The 23,405-nt window shown below is 46.8% G+C and carries 23 protein-coding genes; 6 read left to right on the top strand and 17 right to left on the bottom strand.

Going from position 1 to position 23,405, the window contains the following annotated elements:
• Window positions 1-124 precede the first annotated feature (124 nt).
• The 3 genes from gdhA to QOX44_RS07240 form a co-directional block, all read right to left on the bottom strand.
• Complete coding sequence (gene gdhA / locus QOX44_RS07250) at window positions 125-1,462, bottom strand: NADP-specific glutamate dehydrogenase (RefSeq protein ID WP_283682340.1); 1,338 nt, start codon at window positions 1,460-1,462, stop codon at window positions 125-127.
• A gap of 302 nt (window positions 1,463-1,764) precedes the next feature.
• Complete coding sequence (locus QOX44_RS07245; protein WP_283682339.1) at window positions 1,765-3,000, bottom strand: S1C family serine protease; 1,236 nt, start codon at window positions 2,998-3,000, stop codon at window positions 1,765-1,767.
• Window positions 3,001-3,129: 129 nt separating this feature from the next.
• The gene (locus tag QOX44_RS07240) at window positions 3,130-3,690 is read right to left on the bottom strand and encodes a DUF2284 domain-containing protein (RefSeq protein WP_283682338.1); all 561 of its coding nucleotides are present in this window, start codon (window positions 3,688-3,690) and stop codon (window positions 3,130-3,132) included.
• Window positions 3,691-3,829: 139 nt separating this feature from the next.
• Here QOX44_RS07240 and QOX44_RS07235 point away from each other — a divergent pair, with 139 nt between their 5' ends.
• From QOX44_RS07235 to truA, 3 genes are read left to right on the top strand one after another with little or no spacing between them, the layout of a single operon-like run.
• A complete protein-coding gene (locus QOX44_RS07235; protein ID WP_283682337.1) occupies window positions 3,830-4,888 on the top strand; it encodes a DUF6077 domain-containing protein in 1,059 nt (352 codons plus the stop codon).
• On the top strand, window positions 4,885-5,670 hold the full coding sequence (locus QOX44_RS07230) for a hypothetical protein (protein WP_283682336.1): 786 nt from the start codon (window positions 4,885-4,887) through the stop codon (window positions 5,668-5,670). Before QOX44_RS07235 ends, QOX44_RS07230 begins: the two co-directional genes overlap by 4 nt.
• 21 nt (window positions 5,671-5,691) lie before the next feature.
• Entirely contained in the window at window positions 5,692-6,456 is a 765-nt protein-coding gene (gene truA, locus QOX44_RS07225; protein ID WP_283682335.1) for a tRNA pseudouridine(38-40) synthase TruA, read from the top strand.
• On the opposite strand, the gene QOX44_RS07220 is transcribed toward truA, so the two are convergent.
• Both QOX44_RS07220 and QOX44_RS07215 read right to left on the bottom strand, forming a co-directional pair.
• A complete protein-coding gene (locus QOX44_RS07220) occupies window positions 6,457-7,035 on the bottom strand; it encodes a Maf family protein (RefSeq protein ID WP_283682334.1) in 579 nt (192 codons plus the stop codon). It lies immediately after the preceding gene.
• Window positions 6,962-7,318: a hypothetical protein gene (locus QOX44_RS07215; protein ID WP_283682333.1), complete on the bottom strand. Its 357-nt coding sequence runs from the start codon at window positions 7,316-7,318 to the stop codon at window positions 6,962-6,964. The genes QOX44_RS07220 and QOX44_RS07215 overlap by 74 nt, the downstream gene beginning before the upstream one ends.
• 51 nt (window positions 7,319-7,369) lie before the next feature.
• Here QOX44_RS07215 and QOX44_RS07210 point away from each other — a divergent pair, with 51 nt between their 5' ends.
• A complete protein-coding gene (locus QOX44_RS07210; RefSeq protein ID WP_283682332.1) occupies window positions 7,370-8,290 on the top strand; it encodes an AEC family transporter in 921 nt (306 codons plus the stop codon).
• Window positions 8,291-8,382: 92 nt separating this feature from the next.
• On the opposite strand, the gene QOX44_RS07205 is transcribed toward QOX44_RS07210, so the two are convergent.
• The 11 genes from QOX44_RS07205 to QOX44_RS07155 all read right to left on the bottom strand — a co-directional run bounded on the left by QOX44_RS07205 (window position 8,383) and on the right by QOX44_RS07155 (window position 19,778).
• Window positions 8,383-9,324: a serine O-acetyltransferase gene (locus QOX44_RS07205; protein ID WP_283682331.1), complete on the bottom strand. Its 942-nt coding sequence runs from the start codon at window positions 9,322-9,324 to the stop codon at window positions 8,383-8,385.
• 26 nt (window positions 9,325-9,350) lie between these two features.
• The gene (locus tag QOX44_RS07200; RefSeq protein WP_283682330.1) at window positions 9,351-10,442 is read right to left on the bottom strand and encodes an iron-containing alcohol dehydrogenase family protein; all 1,092 of its coding nucleotides are present in this window, start codon (window positions 10,440-10,442) and stop codon (window positions 9,351-9,353) included.
• A gap of 43 nt (window positions 10,443-10,485) precedes the next feature.
• Window positions 10,486-11,295, bottom strand: coding sequence for a zinc ribbon domain-containing protein (locus QOX44_RS07195; RefSeq protein ID WP_283682329.1), 810 nt, complete (start codon window positions 11,293-11,295; stop codon window positions 10,486-10,488).
• 28 nt (window positions 11,296-11,323) lie between these two features.
• The gene (locus QOX44_RS07190; RefSeq protein WP_283682328.1) at window positions 11,324-11,665 is read right to left on the bottom strand and encodes a cupin domain-containing protein; all 342 of its coding nucleotides are present in this window, start codon (window positions 11,663-11,665) and stop codon (window positions 11,324-11,326) included.
• 319 nt (window positions 11,666-11,984) lie between these two features.
• Complete coding sequence (gene codA, locus QOX44_RS07185) at window positions 11,985-13,235, bottom strand: cytosine deaminase (protein WP_283682327.1); 1,251 nt, start codon at window positions 13,233-13,235, stop codon at window positions 11,985-11,987.
• A 22-nt stretch (window positions 13,236-13,257) separates the two neighbouring features.
• On the bottom strand, window positions 13,258-13,734 hold the full coding sequence (locus tag QOX44_RS07180) for an ureidoglycolate lyase (protein WP_283682326.1): 477 nt from the start codon (window positions 13,732-13,734) through the stop codon (window positions 13,258-13,260).
• On the bottom strand, window positions 13,731-14,636 hold the full coding sequence (locus QOX44_RS07175) for an ABC transporter permease (protein WP_283682325.1): 906 nt from the start codon (window positions 14,634-14,636) through the stop codon (window positions 13,731-13,733). The genes QOX44_RS07180 and QOX44_RS07175 overlap by 4 nt, the downstream gene beginning before the upstream one ends.
• 2 nt (window positions 14,637-14,638) lie before the next feature.
• A complete protein-coding gene (locus QOX44_RS07170; RefSeq protein WP_283682324.1) occupies window positions 14,639-15,724 on the bottom strand; it encodes an ABC transporter permease in 1,086 nt (361 codons plus the stop codon).
• Window positions 15,714-17,240 carry an ABC transporter ATP-binding protein gene (locus QOX44_RS07165; protein WP_283682323.1) on the bottom strand — a complete coding sequence of 509 codons (1,527 nt, stop codon included), beginning with the start codon at window positions 17,238-17,240 and terminating at the stop codon, window positions 15,714-15,716. Before QOX44_RS07165 ends, QOX44_RS07170 begins: the two co-directional genes overlap by 11 nt.
• 91 nt (window positions 17,241-17,331) lie before the next feature.
• Window positions 17,332-18,333, bottom strand: coding sequence for a BMP family ABC transporter substrate-binding protein (locus tag QOX44_RS07160; protein WP_283682322.1), 1,002 nt, complete (start codon window positions 18,331-18,333; stop codon window positions 17,332-17,334).
• Window positions 18,334-18,368: 35 nt separating this feature from the next.
• Window positions 18,369-19,778 carry an ADP-ribosylglycohydrolase family protein gene (locus tag QOX44_RS07155; RefSeq protein WP_283682321.1) on the bottom strand — a complete coding sequence of 470 codons (1,410 nt, stop codon included), beginning with the start codon at window positions 19,776-19,778 and terminating at the stop codon, window positions 18,369-18,371.
• A 41-nt stretch (window positions 19,779-19,819) separates the two neighbouring features.
• Between QOX44_RS07155 and QOX44_RS07150 the strand changes: the two genes are divergently transcribed.
• The gene (locus QOX44_RS07150) at window positions 19,820-21,079 is read left to right on the top strand and encodes a PucR family transcriptional regulator (RefSeq protein ID WP_283682320.1); all 1,260 of its coding nucleotides are present in this window, start codon (window positions 19,820-19,822) and stop codon (window positions 21,077-21,079) included.
• Window positions 21,080-21,148: 69 nt separating this feature from the next.
• Here QOX44_RS07150 and QOX44_RS07145 read toward each other — a convergent pair whose 3' ends face one another.
• Window positions 21,149-21,976 (bottom strand): creatininase, encoded by an 828-nt coding sequence (locus QOX44_RS07145; protein ID WP_283682319.1) that lies wholly within the window; start codon window positions 21,974-21,976, stop codon window positions 21,149-21,151.
• 483 nt (window positions 21,977-22,459) lie between these two features.
• On the opposite strand from QOX44_RS07145, the gene QOX44_RS07140 reads away from it, so the two are divergent.
• Window positions 22,460-23,392: a hypothetical protein gene (locus QOX44_RS07140; protein WP_283682318.1), complete on the top strand. Its 933-nt coding sequence runs from the start codon at window positions 22,460-22,462 to the stop codon at window positions 23,390-23,392.
• The last annotated feature ends 13 nt before the right edge of the window (window positions 23,393-23,405 follow it).

Genomic DNA, 23,405 nt, shown 5'->3' with positions numbered 1-23,405 from the left:
TACAAAATCGGCATAGCCGGACTTCTCCAGACTATGCCGATCGTTTTCCATGTATCAATTTTCTATAAGACGCTCTTTGCCATGTTTCTCTTCGAGCGTGTCAGAAGCACACCTGCCTGTAAAATTACAGCACGATCCCCTGTGCGATCATTGCCTCTGCTACCTTCTCAAAGCCTGCGATATTCGCGCCTGTCACGTAATTGCCCTCTACTCCGTAGCGCTTTGCAGCATCTGAGATCTTTGCGTAAATATCGTTCATCATCTCTTTGAGCTTGGCGTCTACCTCCTCAAACGTCCAGCTCATACGCATGCTGTTCTGGCACATCTCCAGTGCGGAAGTGCCCACACCGCCTGCGTTTGATGCTTTGCCCGGAAGGAAGAGCATGTCTGACTCAAGGATGAAATCTGTAGCCTCACGTGTGGTCGGCATATTTGCACCCTCTGCGATCACCTTGCAGCCGTTTGCATAAAGTGCCTTTGCATCATCGAGGTTCAGCTCATTTTGTGTTGCACACGGAAGTGCAATGTCACAGGTCACGCTCCAGATACCTTTTCCTTCTGTATAAACAGCTCCCGGTACCTGATCGGCGTACTCTTTGATTCTGCCGCGGCGCACTTCCTTGATCTCTTTTACCACATCAAGCTTAATCCCCTCCGGATCATATACATAGCCGTTGGAATCGCTCATTGCTACTACTTTAGCGCCAAGCTGCTGCGCCTTTTCTGTCGCATAGATCGCTACATTTCCAGAACCGGATACGACAACTGTCTTTCCTGCCAGCTCCATACCGTGATCCTTGAGCATCGCATCCAGAATATAGATCAGACCATATCCCGTCGCCTGCGTACGCACGAGAGAACCGCCCCACGTCAGACCTTTTCCAGTCAGGACGCCCTCATACTGGCCGGTCAGTCTCTTGTACTGGCCATACATATAACCGATCTCTCTTCCGCCGACTCCAATATCTCCTGCCGGTACATCCTGATCTGCGCCGATGTATTTGGACAGCTCCGTCATAAAGCTCTGGCAAAATGCCATTACCTCACGGTCCGATTTGCCTTTTGGATCAAAGTTTGATCCGCCCTTACCGCCTCCGATCGGAAGACCTGTCAGAGAGTTCTTGAAGGTCTGCTCAAATCCGAGGAATTTCAGAATACCCTGATTTACAGACGGATGGAATCTCAGTCCGCCCTTGTACGGTCCGATCGCACTGTTGAACTGCACACGGTAGCCTCTGTTTACCTGCACCTTACCATTGTCGTCCACCCACGGAACCTTGAAGGAAATAACCCGCTCCGGCTCGACCATGCGCTCGAGCAGACCTGCTGCGCGGTACTTTTCTTCATTTGCATCAATAACGAGTTTCAGAGAATCAAGAACTTCTTTTACTGCCTGATGGAACTCCGGCTCGCCCGGGTTCTGCGCTACAACGCGCTCATAAATTTCCTCTGTGTATGACATTCTTATCGACCTCCCTGACTAAAATAAATTACTTTTTGTATTATACAATGTCAAAAAACATTTCGCAAATATTTTTTGATGTCCGCACGAAAAAGACATTCGTTTTTTGTCATTTACGTGCAATATAGAAAAAAACAGGCAGCCCGACCCTGTATCGAACGCCGCCTGTTTTATTTATCCCGCTATATTACAGGGCATTTTTTGAATATTTTTTGTGCTGTTTTCACAGCGCGGGCGCGAATTTTTTCTATGTCGCTTCATCGCGTCACCGCATCAATGTCCACTGTCTTCCCCGGAAGGGATCAGTCCTGTGAAAGATCCTGATAATCAGCCAGAGCTCCGAGTGTCAGATTGACCTCCCGCTCCTTATACTCGCCATTATCTGCCGTGCTGACCAGTACCTTTACCTCCTCGCCAGCCGCGTAGTATGCAAGCATATCCTTCATCTCCGACATCGTCATAACACTGCTTCCGTCAAATTTTGTAATGATATCGCCTCTCTGAAGTCCTGCCTCATCTGCCGGACTGTCCTCAGCCACCTCAGTGATAAAGATTCCCTTCGGAATACCGTAGTACTCTGTCATCTCGCTGGATACGCTCTCGCCTGTGATGCCGATATAAGCGCTGTCTTCTTCTTCCACGGTCTCTGTCCGTGTCTTCTTGTTCATCAGATCCTCTAGGATCGGCTGTGCATAGGAGATCGGGATCGCATACCCCATGCCCTCTACACCACTCTCCGCTACTTTTGCGGAATTAATGCCGATCACATGGCCGTTCATATCAAGAAGCGCGCCGCCGCTGTTTCCGCCGTTGATCGCCGCATCTGTCTGGATCAGCTGTGTATTATCGTAACCGTCCAGCTGGATCGTACGGTTGAGCGCACTTACAATGCCTGTCGTGACAGACTGACCATACCCAAGTGCGTTACCGATCGCAACCACCTGCTGTCCAACTACGAGATCATCTGAATTTCCGATCTGGGCCACCTTGATCTGATCGAGCGTGTCATCAGAAATGTCAGAAAGGTTAACCGCTACTACTGCAAGATCATTGCCCGCATCCGTTCCCTTTACGACCGCCTCATAGATCTCATTATCCACAAAACCGACTGTGATCTCGGTTGCACCCTCTACTACGTGATTATTGGTGCAGATCAAAAGCTCATCGTCACTCTGTCCGATAATGATACCAGAGCCTGCGCTCTCCTGCTCGATCGTATATCCGCCATCCGGCTGGCCGTATCCGAAATAATATCCGTACATACCGAAAATATCCTGTACCTCCTGCACGGATTTATTCGTAATCGATACAACTGCCGGCATCACCTCCGCCGCGACGTCAGCCACGCCAGTAATCGTGCCGTCTGCCTTCACCTCATCTGCCTCATCTACATCCTCTGTATCCTCTGCGGAGAGCATGGTGAAATTCTCTGTGTTGTCCTGTGCATCATCTTTATCTGCAAAACCAGTCAGTCCGGTAAATGCTCCTACGGTCAGTACGCCTGCGCATAATAATGAAATAACTGTTTTCTTCTTCATAAGAACCCCTCCTTTGTTTTTATGGCTTAAGTATAATCAGCTCTTTTGACTATAATGTGATAAAATTGTGGTAAAACTGTGAACGCACGGGATTTTTTCTTATTTTTATTATTTTGTTTTATCATACATTCACTTATCCTGACATTTATATAAGATCATCCCGAACCACGTTACAATATTCCCGCCGTTCATAAACTCGATCCCTGTTTTTTCTGCAAGAAGCGGAACCACGATGCCGTACCCCTCAATGCACGGGATCATCTGGTCCGGACAGCGGCACGGCTCATCGGGATACGCACACGTCTGGCAGATCGCACAGGATTCTCCGGAAAGTGCGAGCGTCTCAAACGCTTCTTCCTGAAATATGTCCCGGATCTGCCTCGTGACCATCTCATGCTCCCCGCGCGTTGCAAGCATTTCTTCCATGTTCGCAGCGTCTGTGACCTCTGCGACAGTCGTAAATACAAACACACCGTCGTATGCTTCGCAGCGCTTCTGACACGCTTCCACGCTCCCCACACCGGGAGGACACGCCCAGCTTGTCCCGTATCTGGGACATTCCTCACGGCAGATACTGCGCACGCGCGCAGAAAATGGGATATCGCTGCACGCAAGCCACGCATACTGGACGACCGGCAGCTCTGACAGCTTCTCTTCTATATTTATTTTTCGATCTTTTTGTATCTTCATCCTTTTTCTCCAAAAACTGTTTTGCTTTTCCAGTATATCAGTTTTTGTCCTCCTTTACCACTGACTTCCTCAAAGAATAACTTGATTTTTTCGACAATCCTTGCTATCGTTGATACAAAAGACGCTACAGGAGGATTCTATGGATTTTCTTTTGAAAGGCCTTCTGGCACTGTTCTGGCTTGTCGTGATACCGACTGCCTCCGGTGCTTTATTTTTTAAAAAAAATGAGCCATTTTCTCTGGCAAAAAGTTTTCTGTTTGGATACTTGTTTTTATTTTCCATATCGGAGGTGCTGATCCTGCTGTTTATGTACTTCAGCCGGCCGCTTCATGAGCTTGTCCTGTGCTATGGCATCACAGCCGGACTTGCCGCAGCAGGGGGAGCTATCCGGATGTACCGGCGCAAAAGCTCTGTGCCTGGGGATTTCCGGGCACTGCGCGGCACCTCTGTGTGGTTGTGGGCAGCTGTCGGATTCATCGTATTTCAGGTTGCCGTAGCAGTCGTACTGGCGCACCATGATGCGGATGACGCGCTCTATGTCGCCGCTGCTACTACTGCGGTTGAGACGGATTCTATTTTCCGCATCAACGCATACACAGGACTGCCCTACGTGCGTCTGCCAAGGCGGTATATCCTATCTCCGTTTCCGATCTTTCTTGCTGTCGTCAGCCAGCTTTCCGGGGGACTTCATCCCGCCATTATGGCGCATACGATCTTTCCGGCTGTATTTCTCCCGGCTGCCTATCTTGTGCAGGATCAGATCGGTAAAAAATGGTTTTCAGACAACAAAACAGGGCGCGGGGTCTATCTGTTCTGCGCTGCGCTTCTTATCTGGTTTTCTGCCTATTCTGTTTATAATGCGGGAAATTTCCAGATGGTACGTATCTGGCAGGGGAAAGCGCTCCTCGCTTCCATCCTGCTGCCCATGATCTTTTATCTGTCATGGGCGATCGTTCTGAAAAAACAGGCAGAGCATTCCTGGCTCTTATACTTCATGGCGAATCTTTCTGCGTGCCTGCTCTCCTCTATGGGGATCATCCTCGCGCCCGTCATGATGGGGATCTTTATCGTTCTGGGACTGTTTTTTGTGCGCAGCCTGAAAAAAACCGCACTTGGGCTTCTGTGCTGTACGCCTTCGCTCCTGCTGGGAGCATCATACATTTTCATTATGCTGGGCAGGAAATGGGGAATTTTATGAAAGATATGATGACATGGATTTTTTCAATCTGGAAGCTGTACTGGGACGACGGTTTTTATCCGTATCTGCTGCTGCTGGCTATTGCCTATCTGCTGATCTTCCACAGAAAAAAAAGCGGAGCCAGACAGGTCCTGATCAGCTTTGGCGCCATTTTGTTCGTATTTGTATGTCCGCTGACTGCTGCCATCATCCGCGCCTGCATCGGCAGCGATGTATACTGGCGCGTCCTGTGGCTGCTCCCGCTGATACCCGCGATCGCAGCCGCAGCCGCATGGCTGGTGAGTACCCGGAGATCCCGGCTTACTCAGACACTGATCATGCTTCTTCTCATTGCCGCGATCGCTCTTGGAGGCCGCGGTATGCTGCAGGAAGGAAACTTTATCCGCACCGCCAACCGTCAGAAGGTGCCTGATACCGTTGCCCGCATCTGCAATATCGTTCAGGACGCAGCACGGTCCGATGGCCTTTCTGAGATACGGATCGCCTCGGACGACGGGGCAAACGCCTATATCCGGGTATACGATGCCTCTATCCTGATGCCGTTTGGACGGTGGGGCAAGGGCGCCCTCACCAAAAATGATCAGAAGCTTTATGACGAGATCATCTCCGAAACGCCCCACTACAAAAGGCTTGCCAGACGCGCCAGACGTGCCGGCTGCAACTTCCTCGCACTGCCGCAGCGAAAAAAAGATCCGCATCGCGCCATGGCGCAGTACGGATATGAAGAGATCGGAACCTCCGGTCCTTATACAATCTACCAGTTAAAAGAACCTCAGGCCTAGCTATTGCCGGAAAGGAGACATATGGCAAATTTCTGTTTAGTGATCCAGTATGACGGCACACGGTACAACGGCTGGCAGCGTCAGGGAAATACCTCTGATACGATCCAGGAAAAGCTGGAAAATATTCTTGCATATTTATATGGAGAGCCGGTCGAATTAAATGGTTCCGGACGGACTGACGCGGGTGTCCATGCACTGCGCCAGATCGCCAATTATCGTGTACCGCGCATCGTAAGCCGCTACTCCTGCCGCGAGATCCTTGATTATTTCAATCGCTATCTCCCGCAGGACATCCGCATACTTTCTGTTATCAAAGCGCCTGACCGCTTTCATGCCCGTCTAAGCGCTACGAGCAAAACGTACGAATACCGTATTGACTGCGGCCCCATTGCCCGGGTCTTTGACCGCAAATATCTGTACCGCATCGAAGAGCCGCTGAATCTTCCCAAAATGCAGGAGGCCGCCGCACTGATGACCGGACCCCATGATTTCAGGAGCTTTTGTGCCAACCGTCATATGAAAAAATCTACCGTGCGCACAATCTATGACATCTCCTTCGCCGAACAGGATGGCGTACTGTCTATCCGCTACCGTGGCGACGGCTTCCTCTACAACATGGTGCGGATCCTGACGGGTACGCTGATAGAAGTCGGTCTCGGAGACCGCCTCCCTTCCCAGGTGGCGGCAGCGCTGGAGCATCAGGACCGCTCCCTGGCCGGATTTACAGCCCCTGCGCAGGGACTGTTCCTCACTGAAGTCGAATATCCAGAAGAACTCTTTTCCTGATCACAGGGCTTTCAGTACCTGCCACAGCGCAGATACCGGAAGCCCTACTACGTTGTTGTAGTCCCCCTCGATCCCCTTTACCCACGCTGCAAATCTTCCCTGGATCCCGTATGCGCCCGCCTTATCCATCGGCTCTCCCGTCTCAATATAGGACTGGATCTCCTCCTGCGTCATAGGATAAATATGAACCCTGGTCCCGCAGGAAAATGTCTTTACCAGAGCGCCATCTGCGATCACCGTCACTCCCGTAAAAACCGAATGCGTACTGCCTGCCAGCAGACAGAGCATTCTGTGCGCATCAGCTTCATCCCTGGGTTTTCCCATGATCTCACCATCCTTGCAGACCACCGTATCCGCTCCGATCACAATCGTACCACATACAGTCTCCCCTTCCGTGCCGTGCAGCTGCTTTACCACTGCCTCCGCCTTTTGCCTGGAAAGCTCCTCTACCACCTGCTGCGGATCTGTCTTTGTAATGATCTCCGGCGCATTACTGATCACCACCTCAAAATCCACTCCGATCTGTTCCAACAGCTCTTTCCGCCTCGGCGATGCCGAAGCCAGGATAATCCTCTTCATACCAGTTACTTCCTTTCTTTTTCTTTGCCTTTCCCCCCACATATGCTATACTGTCCACGAAAGCAATGAGCAGTGCGAATCCGACTGACGGCAGACCGACTGCTTGCAGGCGCGGATGCCGTAAGACGGATTCATAGGGCGAATGCCCGTGAATGAGAAAATGCCTGCATTTTCGAGTGCCACTGCGAATAAACTCTGCCGCATCCACAAACAATCGGCAGTGCGAATCCGACCGATGGCAGACCGGCTGCTTGCAGGCGCGGATGCCGTAAGACGGATTCATAGGGCGAATTTATTCCTGCACATTATTTGTTTATCTACGAGGGGGTTCTATATGTTTACAATTATCACAACACAGATCCTGAAAATGCTGCTTCTGCTTCTGACGGGATACGCCTGCTACCGTTTTGGGCTCATTGACCAGAATGGTAATAAATCTCTGGCGAATCTGCTTCTGATGGTCGTCAATCCTGTCCTTGCAGTCACGGCGCTCCAGACAGATTATGAGCCGCGCCTCGTATCTGGTCTTTTGCTATCGTTCGCGCTTGCCTTTGCCGCACATCTGATCGGTATTGTGCTTTCGTCTTTACTTATTAAAAAAACCGGGAATCCGGATTACTCTATCGAGCGTTTTTCAGCCATGTATTCCAACTGCGGATTTATGGGAATCCCTCTGGTACAGAGTATTCTCGGTTCTGAAGGAGTCCTCTATCTGACTGCCTATATGACGGTGTTCAATCTCCTGTCATGGACACACGGTATGATCCTGATGACGGGAAAGGCGACCTGGGCTGATCTGAAAAAGGGTCTGTTTTCCCCCATGATCCTTGCCAGTACGTTGGGACTGATCCTGTTTTTCACACAGATCCGCTTTCCTGCCATGATCGGCGATACGCTGGACTACATAGCTGCGATGAACACGCCGCTCGCAATGATCATTGCCGGCGTATCGGTAGCGCAGACGGATCTGCTGCAAATGCTCCGCAACAAAAAGCTTTATCTGGTAGCATTCCTGAAGCTCCTCCTTATGCCGGCCCTTGTGCTCATCAGCCTGATGCTTTTGCACACCGGCTCTGTCGCAGCCTGCGCGATCCTGATTGCCGCAGCCTGCCCGGCTGCTACTACCTGCACCGCATTTTCTCTGCGTTTTCAGAAAAATTACAGATATGCCTCCGAAATGTATGCGTTTACCACGCTGTGCTCTCTGGCAACCATTCCTCTCTTTGTTTACGCAGCAGAGCGCCTTCTGGTCTGAACCGGAAGACGCCCTGCCATGCAACATAAGCACTTTTCCAAAAATAATCCTTTTCCATCGCATTTCCACTGCTTTTTAACTTTCATGCTGATTCAGTCATTGCCCTTCCAGAACCCTTCCTGTCCCAGCTCTGTCATGCGCACGCGATCCTTAAACTGAAGCTCCGGATTCTTAATGCTGACTCTCGTCCCTCCCGGCACAGAGGATGTGATAAATGCATTAGAGCCAATGATGGCTCCTTCTCCGATAACGGTCTCTCCTCCAAGGATAGACGCTCCGGAATATACGGTCACATTATCCTCCAGCGTCGGATGGCGCTTCGTGCTGCGCAGTGTCTGACCGCCTCTCGTCGAGAGTGCGCCAAGCGTAACACCCTGATAAATCTTTGCGCCGGTACCGATCGTTGTGGTTTCTCCGATCACGACACCCGTGCCATGGTCAATGAAAAAATAACTCCCGATCGTTGCTCCGGGATGAATGTCGATACCCGTCAGACTGTGCGCATGCTCTGTCATAATGCGGGGAATCAGAGGCACACCCAGTATATGCAGCTCATGGGCAATACGGTTCACAGTGATCGCAAACACACCCGGATACGAAAAAATCACCTCATCTGTATTAAATGCAGCCGGATCTCCATCATACGCCGCCTGCACATCCGTAGCGAGAATCGCCCGCAGCGCCGGGATCCTCTGCAAAAAGCGATGCACAATATCCTTTGCCTGCTGATAAGCAGCCTCCTCGTCTCCCGGTGCATTCTCCGAATGGAATAACGCCTTTGTAACCTGCTTTGTCAGACGATACTGAATATCCTCTAACAATTCTCCCACATGGTATTCAATTGCATTTTCATTGAGTGTCTTTGTCTCAAAAAACCCCGGAAATACTACGCACCGGATCTTATCGAGCAGATCAATAATAATCTCATTATTCAGACGATGTCTCGTATGGATGCTGCATGTCTGCGGATATTTCTGATAGCTGCCAAGAATCTCCCCGACCAGTACATCCATTTCTTTTTTATATGAATTCATATCCGCTCTCCTTCTTATATGTTTATCTATTTTATGCTGCATCCCGGCGCACTGCTGCAAATCTGATACAAAATATCCTCCGTCACACGGTACGGTACATTTCGCAGCTTGCTTTCATTTTCCATAAGCCCCTGCACAGCTTTCGCGATCAGCGCATCTTCTACCTGCATCGGCCCGATCAGCTTATGAAGAAACGCCGTAAAATACTGAATATCCGGGAAACCGATCAGATGAAGCACCTGCTTTTTCACAAGCGGCCCCGCAGCTGCAAGATACCCGGGGAGAAAATAGCCCACTGCCCTGCCATGCGGGATCCCCTTCTCATACGTCAGATAATAGCTCAGTCCATGCGGAAGAGCGGTCCCGGTATGAGCGATCGCCATGCCCGCAAGTGTCGAGGCAAGAAGAAGCGCGTCACACTCCTCTACCGTACGATTGGCGCCGATCAGCACTTTTTTATTGTCGTTCCAGATATGCATCCCATACTCACAAAGCATATGGGTAAATGGCGTCGCATTGACATTTACGTAGCTCTCCACAAGATGCCCCAGCGCATCAACCGCAGTATCAATAAGCGTATCCTTCCCGATCCCCAGCAGATATTTTCCATCCACCAAAGAGAATACCGGGAAAACCCTGTGCGGAAGGCTTGCTTTGATCCGGCGCTCATGCACTGTCAATATCGCATACGGCGTCGCCTCCGATCCAGTCCCGCATGTTGTCGGCACCTCGACAACCGGAAGCGCCGTATCATCCCCCTTCTCATACAGATACGCCGCTTCCTTATCCGGCTGTGCGATCATAAGCGCCGCTGCCTTTGCCGCATCCATCGGCGATCCTCCTCCGATGCCGATCACGAAGTCAACCTTCTCCAAAAGCCCCAGCCCGCGCAGATGCATTACCTGCTCAACAGACGGATTCACCTCTGTCTCATCAAAAACAATATACTCCGTTTTCTGTTCCTTCAGTGCCGCTGTGACATCTTTCAGCGCTCCATTGTGCGCAGAGCTCTTTCCGGTCACAATCAGCGCTTTTTTCCCCAGTCCTGCCCACTGCGAAGCATACTTCTTCACACAGTCTCTCTCACTGTATATCTTTGTCGGTACATAAAAATACATCCCGTTCTCCCCTCACTTTCCCTGCATCCGCATCCTTCCGCAATTATTTTTCTGTCGCATCTTCTGCTGGCTCTGCCACAGCCTCTGCCACAGTCTCTGCCTTCTCCTCCACAGCCTCTGCTGCTGCCTCTGTCTTCTCCTTCACAGCCTCCGCTGCTTCCTCTGCCTTTTCCGTCACTGCTTCCGCGATGTCTTCTGCTTTTTCCGTCACTGCTTCCGCGATGTCTTCTGCCTTTTCTTTCACCGCTTCCACTGCGTCTTCTGCTGTTTCTTCCACAGCCTCTGCCACAGTCTCTGCCTTCTCCTCCACAGCTTCCGCTGCTGCCTCTGTCTTCTCCTTCACAGCCTCCACAGCTTCCTCTGTCTTCTCCTTCACAGCTTCCACAGCTTCTGCTGCTTCCTCAGCCGTATCTTCTGCAGTTTCCTCCACAGTCTGTGTTACATCTGTTGATTCTACCGTGACTGCCTTTGCCGCCTCTTCCTCATCGACGATCTCAAATACCTCCGGCATCTTGTTCCCGCAGTTGGAACAAAATCTTTCTGTAGCAGACACTTCCATATTACAGCACGGGCACAAAACAACTCCTTTGACGTTTCGAATCTGTTCTTTTAATTCCGCGATGCGGATAAACTTATCACTGATCGCATGGATCTCTGCTTCAAACCCGGCAAGCGCTTCCTCCTTATACTGTTCATACAGCTTTTTCCCGATCTCTGCATACAGGCTCTGGATCTTTTTCTGCTCCTCATTGATCCTTCCATTGAGCTGCCGCACCTCATTCATCTTCTGTACTTCTTCCATCGTATCACGACTGAATTTCCTGACTTTTCTCCCCAGCTCTTCAAAATTCATTTCATTGCCTCCTCATCTTTCCCAGCTATTACTCATTGTAAATCAGCGCCATGAACACAAGATCCGTATCTGCATTATTCTCCATCGCATGGCTCTGTCCGACCTCAATCACACAGACATCTCCCGGTCCTACTTCTGTTTTGGAACCGTCATTGTCAATAAAGGTTCCTTTGCCTTCCAGAATAAAATATGGCTCTGTATTTCCGATATGCTGATGCCAGCCAATGCTGCATCCCGGCTTCAGCCTCATCAGAGCATACATATTTCCGTGACCATTTAACTCTTCTTTGGATACGATATGGCGGATCTCCACCTCGCCATTTCCTCCCCGAAGCTCTTTCTTTATCTCCAGCTGTGTTTTTCTAACCATGTTTTCGCTCCTTTCCGCAGTACTCCTTCCTCTGCCTGTCCGGCCTTTGCCTCTCTGGTTTCTATGCGGCACGGGCTCTGAAATTCTCTGCGTTAACCAGATAAATTTTAATACCCTCATCTTAAAAGAATCGCCAGAAATTGTCAACTTTAATCGCCTTGATTCAGAAAAATTTAAGGTGTTTTTGGCCGCTCATAAATGATATGCCATGACGATGCAAAAAACACTTACGGCTGAAAAACAGCCGACACAAGCAGAATATATCTGCCTATGTCGGCTGTACAAACAGATTGCCCTATCTGATTTGCCTGCGCTCCTATTACACAGTAAAAAAAGCATTTTTTTCTTCAAACGCTGCCGGTCTTTTTTTAAACAGAAATTCTCCCTTTCTAACCGAGGCGAGGACTCCGGCGCGCTCACTGATCGCCTCAAATTCACTTTGCGCGTCAAGGACAATGAAATTTGCCGGCTTTCCTTTCTCTATTCCGTAAAATGCCTGCATCTGCATTGTTTTTGCGCCATTTACCGTAATAAGATCGAGTACCTGATCCAATTCCTCAAAGGACATCATCTGTGCAAGATGGATCCCGTGATCCAAAATATTCATTAGATTTCCATTTCCCAGAGGATACCACGGATCCTGTATAGAATCCTGCGCAAAACATACATTGATCCCGTGTTCAAAAAGCTCCTTGACTCTCGTAAGGCCACGGCGCTTTGGATATGCATCCTGCCGTCCCTCCAAGTATACATTTTCCGTCGGACAGGAGATCATATGCAGCCCTGCTTTTTTTAGATTCCTCATCATCCGAAAGGCATAGCTGTTGTCTGCTGATCCAAATGAACATGTATGGCTTGCTGTAGTCCGTTCTCCGATCCCCTCCGTGATCGCAAGTGCTGTCAGCAACTCCAGGTGGCGGCTGTGCGGATCATCTGTCTCATCGCAGTGCAGATCAATCAGCTTATCATATTTCAAAGCAAGCTCTACAGCCTTATGAACAGAACGTTCTCCCAGCTCATACGACAGCTCAAAATGCGGGATACCGCCTACACAATCCGCTCCCATACGAAGCCCCTCTTCCACAAGATCTACACCGTTTTTATACGAATACATTCCTTCCTGTGGAAAGGAAACAATCTGAATATCAATCATTTCCTTCAGCTCCTCACGAAGCTCCAGTATTGCTTTTAAAGCAGTCTGTCCGGGATCTGTCACGTCTACATGAGTCCTGATCATCTGTACTCCGTGCAGCATCTCTTTGCGGACTCCATCCCTTGCCCTGCTTTTCACCTCCTCTATCGTCAGCACGTGCTTCATATCACTCCATCTCTGGATTCCTTCAAACAATGTTCCCGTATTGTTTTTATTTCCCTGCTTTCGTGCTGTAAAAACGTAGTCAAGATGAAGATGCGGATCGACATACGGTGGAAGAACCAGCCTGCCACCTAAGTCCTCTGTCTCACATATTACCGGAATTTTCGGCATGATCTCTGTGATATTTCCATCTTCCACTAATATTTCATACGTCTCTGATTTTCCTCGCAGACGGAGATTACTGAATTTTTTCATCTATATCACGCCTCCACTATACTTACAATTCTATAACGGCCTCCCCGTCCACTGTAATCCAGTCCGCAGGAGCTGCGCCTCTTGACGCCAGATAATAATATCCTGTATTCTTTCTCAGACCCCGGCAAGCATCATGCCAGACGTTGCGGTTTAATACTGCCACCTCGCCCGGATGCAGCACAAATGCCCGGATATCTTTTGCCTGCGGCGGCAGATCCCCGTGGGAAGCTGCCACAACAAGTACGATCGGCTCTGCCGCGCAAAACAGTGCCTCCTCTGTATGAAAATGTTTCTCCATACTGCTGACAATATACGGAGCACTGCCGCCAATCGTGTAACCCAAATGTCCCTGTGTATCGATCAGTGGCTCTTTTGTCATATGATCCTCAAAACTGTCTCCGCTGCTGTGCATCATATACGTTTCATCCTTCAGCATCGGAATATACCGTCCGTATGGCTCAAAACTGACCGGGTCCATTTCCTGTACTTTTATTTTCATACGCTTTCCTTTCTCAGTTCACTTAAATTTGTAAAACACATCACTACAATCGTTATCACATACGGAGTCATCAACACAAGCTGTGATGGAATACTGAAATTCTGAAGTCCTACAGACAATGCATCTGCAAAAGCAAAGATAAAGCATGCAAAAAATGCCTTTAACGGATCTCCGTTTCCGATTCGAGCTGCTGTTACAGCGAGAAATCCCTTTCCTGCAGACATATTCTCTGTAAACATCGATATTCCGCTCAGCGGCAGAAATGCACCGCCTGCTCCAACCAGCACTCCCGTAATAATCAATGAGGCCCATTTATACTTAATAACAGACACTCCGGCCGCTTCCATTGCACTTTCATTGATACCTACACCGCGGATACGAAGGCCAAATGGCGTTTTGTACATTATTATATGAGAAAGAATCACTACAACAATCGTCATATATACAAGAATATTCTGGTTATTGAAAATATCATTAATAATCGGAATATGATCTAAAAACGGAATATGTATTGTTGAAAAGCTCTTAATACGCGGATCCATAATAGAACCCCTGATATGGAATATATTCAGTAAGAGCAGCGACGTCAGACCCCAGGAGCTTAAATTCATTGCAATACCCACTACGATCGGATCTGCTTTCAGATGCAAAACAAAAATTCCGAAAATACCCGACATGACAATACCGGCAGCCATGCCAAACAACAGACCGATAAATGCATTTTCAAACAAATAGCTTCCCCAGGTCGCAAAAAATGCACTCGTAAGAACGTAGCTTTCCAACCCGATATTAAAAATCCTTGCTTTATGACCAAAGACACTACCCATCGCGGCCAGTCCAAGCGGTGCTGACAGACGCAATGTAGCCGCCCAGGTAGATGCACTAAACAAATATCGCAACATAATCAGCCAACCTCCTTTTGTGCGCGCAGCTTTTTCAGCTGACGTTTTTCACAGAAGCGCTTATACAGCGATTCGTAATCTACTGCGACGAGAAGTACAAATACAGCCTGCAAAAGCGTGATCACCAGTCGGTTCGTATTTGTCATTCTTTCCATATGGAACGATCCACTCTTGAGCATTCCCCAGAATATAGAAATAAAGATCACGGCGATCGGATTATTTTTTGCAATAGATGCAATCATAACGCCATCCCATCCCAAATTCGTAGCAAATGCAGGGCGGAATTTTCCAAAAGATCCTGACATCTCTGTTCCACCGCACAATCCTGCGATAAATCCGCTGATCAGGAAAATCAGAATGAACACTTTTTTGTAGTTTACTCCACCATATTTAGAAAATCTCAGATTTTCGCCCACCATTTTAAGCTCATATCCCAAAACAGTATATTTATATAACAGAAAAATCACGATGGCTATGATAATAGCTATAAAAATAGCTGTTGACGCGCTTGTCCGCGGAATAATCGTAGACAGTCTCGCCGTTGGATGCATATCCGGGGTGGCAATTGCATCTGCCAGTTCGGATGCATCGAATCCCATGTATTTAAAAGTCAGATACTCCGTAAACAGATTTGCTGCATAGTTCAGCATGAGGGTACAGATCAGCTCATTTACATTCAAAGTCAGCTTCAGAATGGCCGGAATAAAAGCAAATGCCATACCGGCAAGCCCTGCTACGATCAGCGTAAGCGGAAGGTGGATCATCTTCGGTAAAGTAAATGCAGATCCTACGATCGCTGCTGCAAAGGCTCCAAAATACATCTGCCCTTCAATACCACAGTTCCAGATACCGGACTTAAATGCGATCAGCGCCGCTATACCTGTGATGATGCTTGGAGTGGTCCAGCGGATGGTTGTACCTAATGCGCTCAGACTGCCTACAGAACCTTCCAGGAGCGCTTTCCCTGCTTCCAGCGGACTGTCACCCTGAGACAAAATGATCAGACTGCCGATAATAATAATCAGAACTACTGACACTGTATATTTCATGATCTCCAGCTTTGTTGACAGCTTCAGTTTAAGCTTCATCTTTCTTCCCTCCCAGCATATACAGACCTACTGTCTTTTCATCAAGATCTGCCGTATTCAGAAGATTTCCTGTGATTTCTCCATTGTACATGATCAAAATACGGTCGGACAGCTCCATGATCTCTCCAAGCTCATGGCTGACAAGCAAAATAGAACATCCCTGTTCAGAAATATCAATAATCTTCTGCCAGATAAATTCAATCGCTCCGACATCAATTCCACGCGTCGGATCCTCGATGATCAGCAGATTATTATCCTGCATAAATTCCCGTCCTACAATCGCCTTTTGAATATTTCCCCCTGACATTGTTCCCATTGCATCCGAAATATCCTGTATTTTGACCTGAAACTGCTTTTCTACATCTTCGGTAAAATCTCTTGCCTCTTTTTTATTAATCAGCCGCGGATTGCTGAATTTATGTGCAACATGATACCCCATGATACAGTTCTCCATCAGACTGCCATTCACACAGCATCCGGTCGCAAGGCGGTCCTGAGGAACGTATCCGATCTTTACCTGTCTTTTTTCTCTTGGCGTTTTGTTTGTTATCAATTCATTTTTGTAATAAATATCACCGGATTTCGGTCTTCTCAATCCAAAAATTGCTTCAACCAGTTCGCTCTGCCCCGATCCGGCTACACCTGCGATCCCTACAATCTCCCCCTTTTTCACTGTCAGACTGACATTTTTTACCCGGTCTACTCCATCGCTGTCTGCTACCGTCAGTTTTTTTACCTCGAGGATCGGTCCGCCTATCTGCTTTTCTTGCTTCGTTGTATTAAACAGAACCTTTCGCCCTACCATGAGGCTTGCCATTTCTTCTTCATTTGTCTCCTGCGGAAGAAGATTTCCAGTTACCTCTCCATCTTTTAACACCGTAATATAATCCGAAATTTCCATAACCTCTTTCAGCTTATGGGTAATCATAATAATAGTCTTTCCAAGTTTTGTCAGATTTCGGATAGCGGCAAACAATCCTTCGATCCCCTGCGGAGTCAGAACGGCTGTCGGTTCATCCAGAATAATGAGTTCCGCGCCTTTGTAAAGCACCTTGACAATTTCAACCTGCTGCAGCAGAGAAACTGGAAGTTCTTCTGCTTTCTGGTTCAGAGGAATCGAAAAATTATATTTTTTCGTGATTTCTTCAATATCTGCTGCTGCCTTTTTCTTATCTAAAAATCTGCCTGATTTCGTTGTTTCAAATCCCATCATCAGATTTTCCAGAATCGTCAGTTCTGGAAAAAGCATAAACTCCTGATGCACCATACCGATTCCACGTTTCGTTGCATCATTGGGATTTCGAAATACTACTTTTTCACCCTTTACATAAATTTCACCCTGACTGGGCTGATATATTCCTGAGATCATATTCATCAGAGTACTCTTTCCAGCTCCATTCTCACCAATAATGGAATGCACAGTACCCTTTTTTACCTTCAGGTCAATATTTTTATTTGCTGCAAATGTCCCAAAATATTTAGAAATATGTTTCACTTCCAGGATAATGTCATCCATCCAACCCCTCCATTTTAACAATTATGCTGCTGCGCAAATCCTGCACAGCAGCACCTATTGTATTTGCGTTATCGTATTTTGTGTGTCCTGTTTACTCTGTTTTGGCTTCTGTCTCAGCTTCCGTTTCGACAGTTACCTCAATATTTCCTGCCATGAATTCTTCTTCTACCTTCTTGACGGATTCCTGAACATCTTCGCTCAGGCTGTCAAACTCTTCCTGCGTATACATTGGCAGTCCATCTGTCAGACCATACTCTTTGTCACCGCTCATAAATTCACCCTCAAAGGATGACTTTCCTACTACATACAAAGCCTCATCAATCGGTTTGAGCGCTGACCAGATCACACAGTCACTGACGTCACCTTGATAGTCATCACTTCCAATACACTTAATACCAAGCTGTTCACATCCTGCAATCACGCCGAGACCGCTTCTGGAAGCTGACTGGAAGATCAGGTCTACTCCTTCATTCTGAACCATCAGCTTTGCCACTTCCTGTCCCTTTACCGGGTCCTGATCATTTCCTACATATGCTACCTTTACTTCAATATCGGGATTGACATACTCAACACCCTGAATAAATCCATCACGGTATTTGCGGCTTACCGGGCGATCCGCATGTGCAATAAACCCAACCTTATTTACCTCTGTATTGTTCGCAGCTACTACACCGGCAATAAATGCAGACTGAGACGGGTCTACCGCAACGGAGCTGACATTCGGCTGATCCGTTTCCATATATACGTCACAGAGAACGAAGTCTGTATCTGGATACTCCGGTGCAATGCGGTCTGCGATCTCAGAAAGATCTCCCCACATAGTGTAAACTGGATTTGCTCCCATTTCAGCCATTGCTCTTGTCTGATCCTCATACTCCGCTTTATCTACCGTTTCCACGATCTTCAGCTCTGCCCCCTGCTCGTCTGCAAGCTTCTCAAGACCTTTGATACAAAGACTGATAAACGGGTCTCCTTCCGGGGATGGAATCAGCAGACCGATCACCTTGTCTTTTTCCTCCGCCATAACCGGAACAACTGTTGTCGCACACATCACTGCACATAATGTCATTGCTGCCAATCTTTTCATTTTCATACTGTTACCTGCCTTTCTTTTTTGCTTGTTTCTTATTATTTATTATATTTCAGAATGGCTTCTGTCGTCTTCTCAGACAGCGAAGTAATCGTCTGGCTCTCCATCGTCCGTACATACGTATCAAGCTGATCCTGCAAAGGTAAAATAAATTTATCCCCGATTGCCTCTTTACCAAGCAGAGTACCATATGCATGACCGATCGGTCCTCCCGTACAGTCGTTGTCCTGACCTGCCATCATCAATATCGTCATTGCCTTTTCAAAATCATTTCCTGCGAAATGCATTGCAACAATTTCAAATGCCATATTCGGGTATGCGTGTACCCAGTTATACTCCTTATATTTCTCTTCACATTTTTCACATGCTTCTCTGTAAGTTGCCGATGTTTCACATGCCTTTCTCGCAAACGTGATAACGGAATAAAATTCACTGTCCTTTGGAATCATGTCACATGCCTTATCCAAAATCACCCGGATATCCTTTTCCACATATGCCATCGAGACAATCACTGCATTGAAAATCTCTGTAAGAATTCCGTTGTTATGATGAGAAATTGACCCGTCCTTCCACGCCAGCTCTGCTGCAAGCTTTGGATTACCCGGTGCGATCGTTCCGCACACAGCTGCTCTCATCGCAGCTCCGATCATCTCTCTGTATGGATTTGCCACATACGCGCTTTCCGGCGGATAAATACCCTGGCGCAGCTGATTCAGTGCAACACCTTCTGCCGTATAGGCAAATGGAATATATCCGATCCATTTGTCAGCGATATCGTCCGCTGTCAGATCATAGCCCTTTTCTCTGAATGCCTCTAAAAATGCAAGCTCAAATGTAATGTCATCATTCAGCGTCTCCGGCGGCTTTACATAATCATGGATTTCACCAAATACCTCCCACAGCCTTGAAGACTTAAACCCTTCTACTGCAGTCCCCAGCGCTGATCCGATGATCTCACCAAGCCATCCTGCATGTACCTGCTCAAAGAGCTTGTCTTTGTCCGGAATCTGATAATCTGGATACTCCGGGAAGGTGACGGCTGCGCAATACTGCTCAAAGCTCTCATATACCGTATAGCCCCAGTAAGGATGATCTGGAATCTTCTCTGCCTCTGCAAGAGCTTTAAATACCCGTGCATTTACAATCTGCAGCCGGATCAGATCATTTTTCTCAATACACTCAAAAGCCTCCGGGATCAGCTTTGTTGCCTCATCCACGTTGTAACCCATATTTTTCATAGAGGAGATCGCACCGAGCATCTTGGAAAACGGAGCTTTTGATTCTGGAAGCGGCTTTATCCACGCTCCCTTTCCGATTTCAAGCATCTCCTTTGCTTCCTCCAGAAATTTTCCCTCCAGCATAGTGTCCCACTGGATTAAATCCTTTCTGTCTTTTACTGGCACTGCATCACAAAAAAATTCGTAATCATATTCCCATGCCTGTTTCATTTTTTCACCTCATCCTTATTGTTTATTTTTAAGACGCACTTTTGAAATATCGAAAGATACTTGACACGCCTTTTCATTCTATGATAAATAATAGTAAGATATTTTTTGTTTTAGGAGTGATTATTATGTCAATATACTGTAGTGACCTTTTTTCTCTAACCACTTTTCGCAACGTAAAATTGCGTGCCGGTGAAGATGGCTTGACGAGGAAAGTCACTTGGCCATTTGTCTGTGTAACGCCTACCATATCACAATGGCTTCACGGCGGCGAATTGCTGTTTGTTACAGGACTCGGACTTCCTGTCAGCGATACATACCTGATTCACTTAACAGCCGAATGCATCGCCAAAAATTTATCCGGGATTATATTTTTGCTTCATCCCGAACATATTGCTTCGATCCCTGAGGAAGTCCTGCGCATTGCAAATGAAAAATCATTTCCCTTATTTGAAATGCCCTGGAACGTAAAACTCGTAGATGCTACAAAAGAAATCATTCAGCTAATTCAGGCCGAACACAATTCCAGAGAGCGCACTCGCTTTTTTCTGGAAAGTGCATTGTTTTCTGAAAACTGTGACATCGATTCACTGCTGCAATTTTATGATATCGCGTTATATGATAACTACTGTATTGCTATTGTCCAGGCCGATGAAACTGCATTTTCCAAAACTACAGAACTATGTTTTCGTCAGATGAATTCTTTTATCCGGCATAAACGTCTGGGCACGGATTCATCAAACATCCTTTCCTGCTCCTATGCGAATCAGCTGATCCTGTTTATCACTGCGGACCAGAATTTTGATGATACCCGTCAGGAAATTGAAAAGGCATTCCGCTATATGAAAGCATTATTTCCTTCTCATCCGATCTACCTCGCATTTAGCTCGGTCAAGCAGGAAATTACCGAAATCAAAGCTGCATACAAGGAAGTACAGCTTTGCCTTTCCTATAAGGACTATCACCTTTTACCCCCCCCCGAATGTATCATACGATATGAACAGCTCGGGATTTACCGCATTTTGCTTGAATTAAAGAAAAATAACCGCATTGTTGATTATTGTTATAAGAACATTAAAGTTTTGATTGAGTATGATGAAAAACACTCTGCCAATCTCCTTAAAACCTTAAAGTCTTATTTTATTAACAACAACAGCCTTACGAAAACTGCTGCCGATCTTTACATCCATAAAAATACGTTATCGTATCGCCTTTCACTGATTAAATCTCTGCTCGGATCAGATTTCTCAAATTCTCTGGAGCAGATGGAGCTTTTTATCAGTGTGCTTCTATACGATACATGACATCACAGCGGATCTGTCCGGGAAAAGATTTCTCTGGCAGATCCTTTTCTGCCGGATTTCCTCTCTCTCTTAAATATCCAGTTTCTTCAGATAGTCCGTTATATTCCGTATCACATCTTCTACTATTTTCCTGCCCTTTTCTGCACTGGAAGACTGAGCTGATGCGAGACATCCGTCCTTGGGAATGCTGTTTCGATCAATCGGATATTTATAGCAGATTTCCGGGACAGCATTGCTACGTTGCACGATCTGCTCTGCTCTGACCATCGCCGGTGCAAAATACATCATGAGAGAGGTTTCTGTAACAGCGGCATGCTCCAGTGCCCATCCCGGAAATGGTATCGTATCAAACACCTCATCTATCAGAGTCGGACTCATCGGATCCCACCAGTTCATCAACAAAATCTGAACAGTATCCCCAAATCTTCTCGAACAGATATCCATTGCCTCTGCGATAAATGCTTCGTTTTCAAAATGTGCACTGAAAATCAAGATTTTTTTAAATCCATCTCTGACAGCTTCCTCCAGAATATCCTCTATTATGTACTGCAATGTTCTGCCGCTTAAATCTATCGTTCCCGGAAACAGAGGTCCCCCTCCGCTAAATGGTTTTGACTTGTATCCATAACTGAGTGCCGGCGCCACTACACCATGCACCTGCTCTGCAATTCTTTCTGCAAATTCTTCTGCCAGAATTGTATCCACATATAATGGAAGATGCGGTCCGTGTTGTTCTACTGCACCTACCGGCAATATGAACCAGTCATCTGTCCTCCTCGCATACTCAAACCAGGTCATCTCTTTTATTCTTGTTGTATTCTCCATCTCCAACACCCCGTTGTTTTTGATAAGTCCATTATAATCTTTTGTCTGATAATTTATACGTTTGTCAAACACGAAAAAATCACCCGTCCTTTGTTCATTTAGCACAATAAAACTACTCAATAATACTTTTTTTAGTTTATTTGCCGTCAATGTTTCTAACTTTATTATTTACTTTCCTGTTTTTTAGCTTTTTATTCACAGCTTCATTATGCAAAATTATCTTTTCTATACTTAAAGCTACGCAGATACAGCCGATGCAGTCTTCCATACACCGAAATGTCTGCATTTTTCCGCAAATTCCGCTGTGAATTCTTGACACCCCACTGAATCTATACTATGATGTAAACAGGAGTATTTCCTTGTGAAAATCATTTCGCCTGCCGGTTTCTTCGGCATTTCTCAAAAGGCAGATTTCTGGCACATCGCCAACGTTTTCGCAGTTACTTAATTTCATTGTTGGCAGTCCGAAATCGCCCCTTAGAGAACGTGCATTTCTCGGTTATTGTTCGTATTCATGGCATTACGGTCTGCTCCACCAACAAAAGGAGGACTTATATGAATTACACGAAACGAACACTGAAAGACTTAAACGTACTCGATGATTTTCTGATGACCGCAGTTGCAACGGATCCCGATGTCGGCAATATCTTCTGCCGCACCTTGCTGTCGGTATTACTCCAAAAAGAAATCGGCGATATACGGGTTATCGCACAGCGTGTGATCCCTGCCATATCTCCCGAACACCGTGGAATACGCATGGATATTGAAATTGAAGAAATCCGACCAGAATCAGAAGAAACAACGCAAACAGACAGTACAGATGTCGCGTATCCAATCCTGAATCTTTATGATGTAGAACCGCACCTGCGCAGTCAGCAGGATTATCCACGCCACAACCGTTTCTATCAGGCCAAGATAGACGGACGCTATATGAACAGCGGAGAAAACAATTTTTCACACCTGCCAAATCTCTACGTCATAAACATCACAGATTTTGATCCGTTCGGTTACGATTACATGTTGTACACGATTCAGAATGTGTGTATCGAACTGCCGGAAATGCCCTATCCAGACGGACTTCAATTTCTCTACTTTTACACAAAGGGCACAAAAGGCGGTAACACTGCTATCAAATCCATGCTGAATTATCTCCAGGACAGCAGTATGCACAACGTTTCAAACCAGGATATCCAAACGGTGCATAACTGTGTAGAACGCGTTAAGATTTTACCGGAGGTGAAACAGGAGCTTATGAAATTTGATGAGATCATATATTATGCAAAGCAAGACGGAATGGAAGAAGGAAAAATCGAGGGGAGAGTTGAATGTATATTAGAACTGCTTCAAGAGTACGGTCCGATCCCTGAAAATTTAAAAGAACGTTTGTTGACAGAAGATTTTGCTGTTCTGACAAAATTATTGAAGATCGCCGCACGCGCAGAAAGCGTCGATGAATTTATCCAAAAATATAATGAATTAGCATCATAGAGTAACAAATAAA

The organism is Parablautia sp. Marseille-Q6255 (assembly GCF_951230155.1).
In the GTDB taxonomy this organism is placed as follows: Bacteria; Bacillota; Clostridia; order Lachnospirales; family Lachnospiraceae; genus Choladousia.
This window is presented reverse-complemented; position numbering and strand designations above follow the sequence as displayed.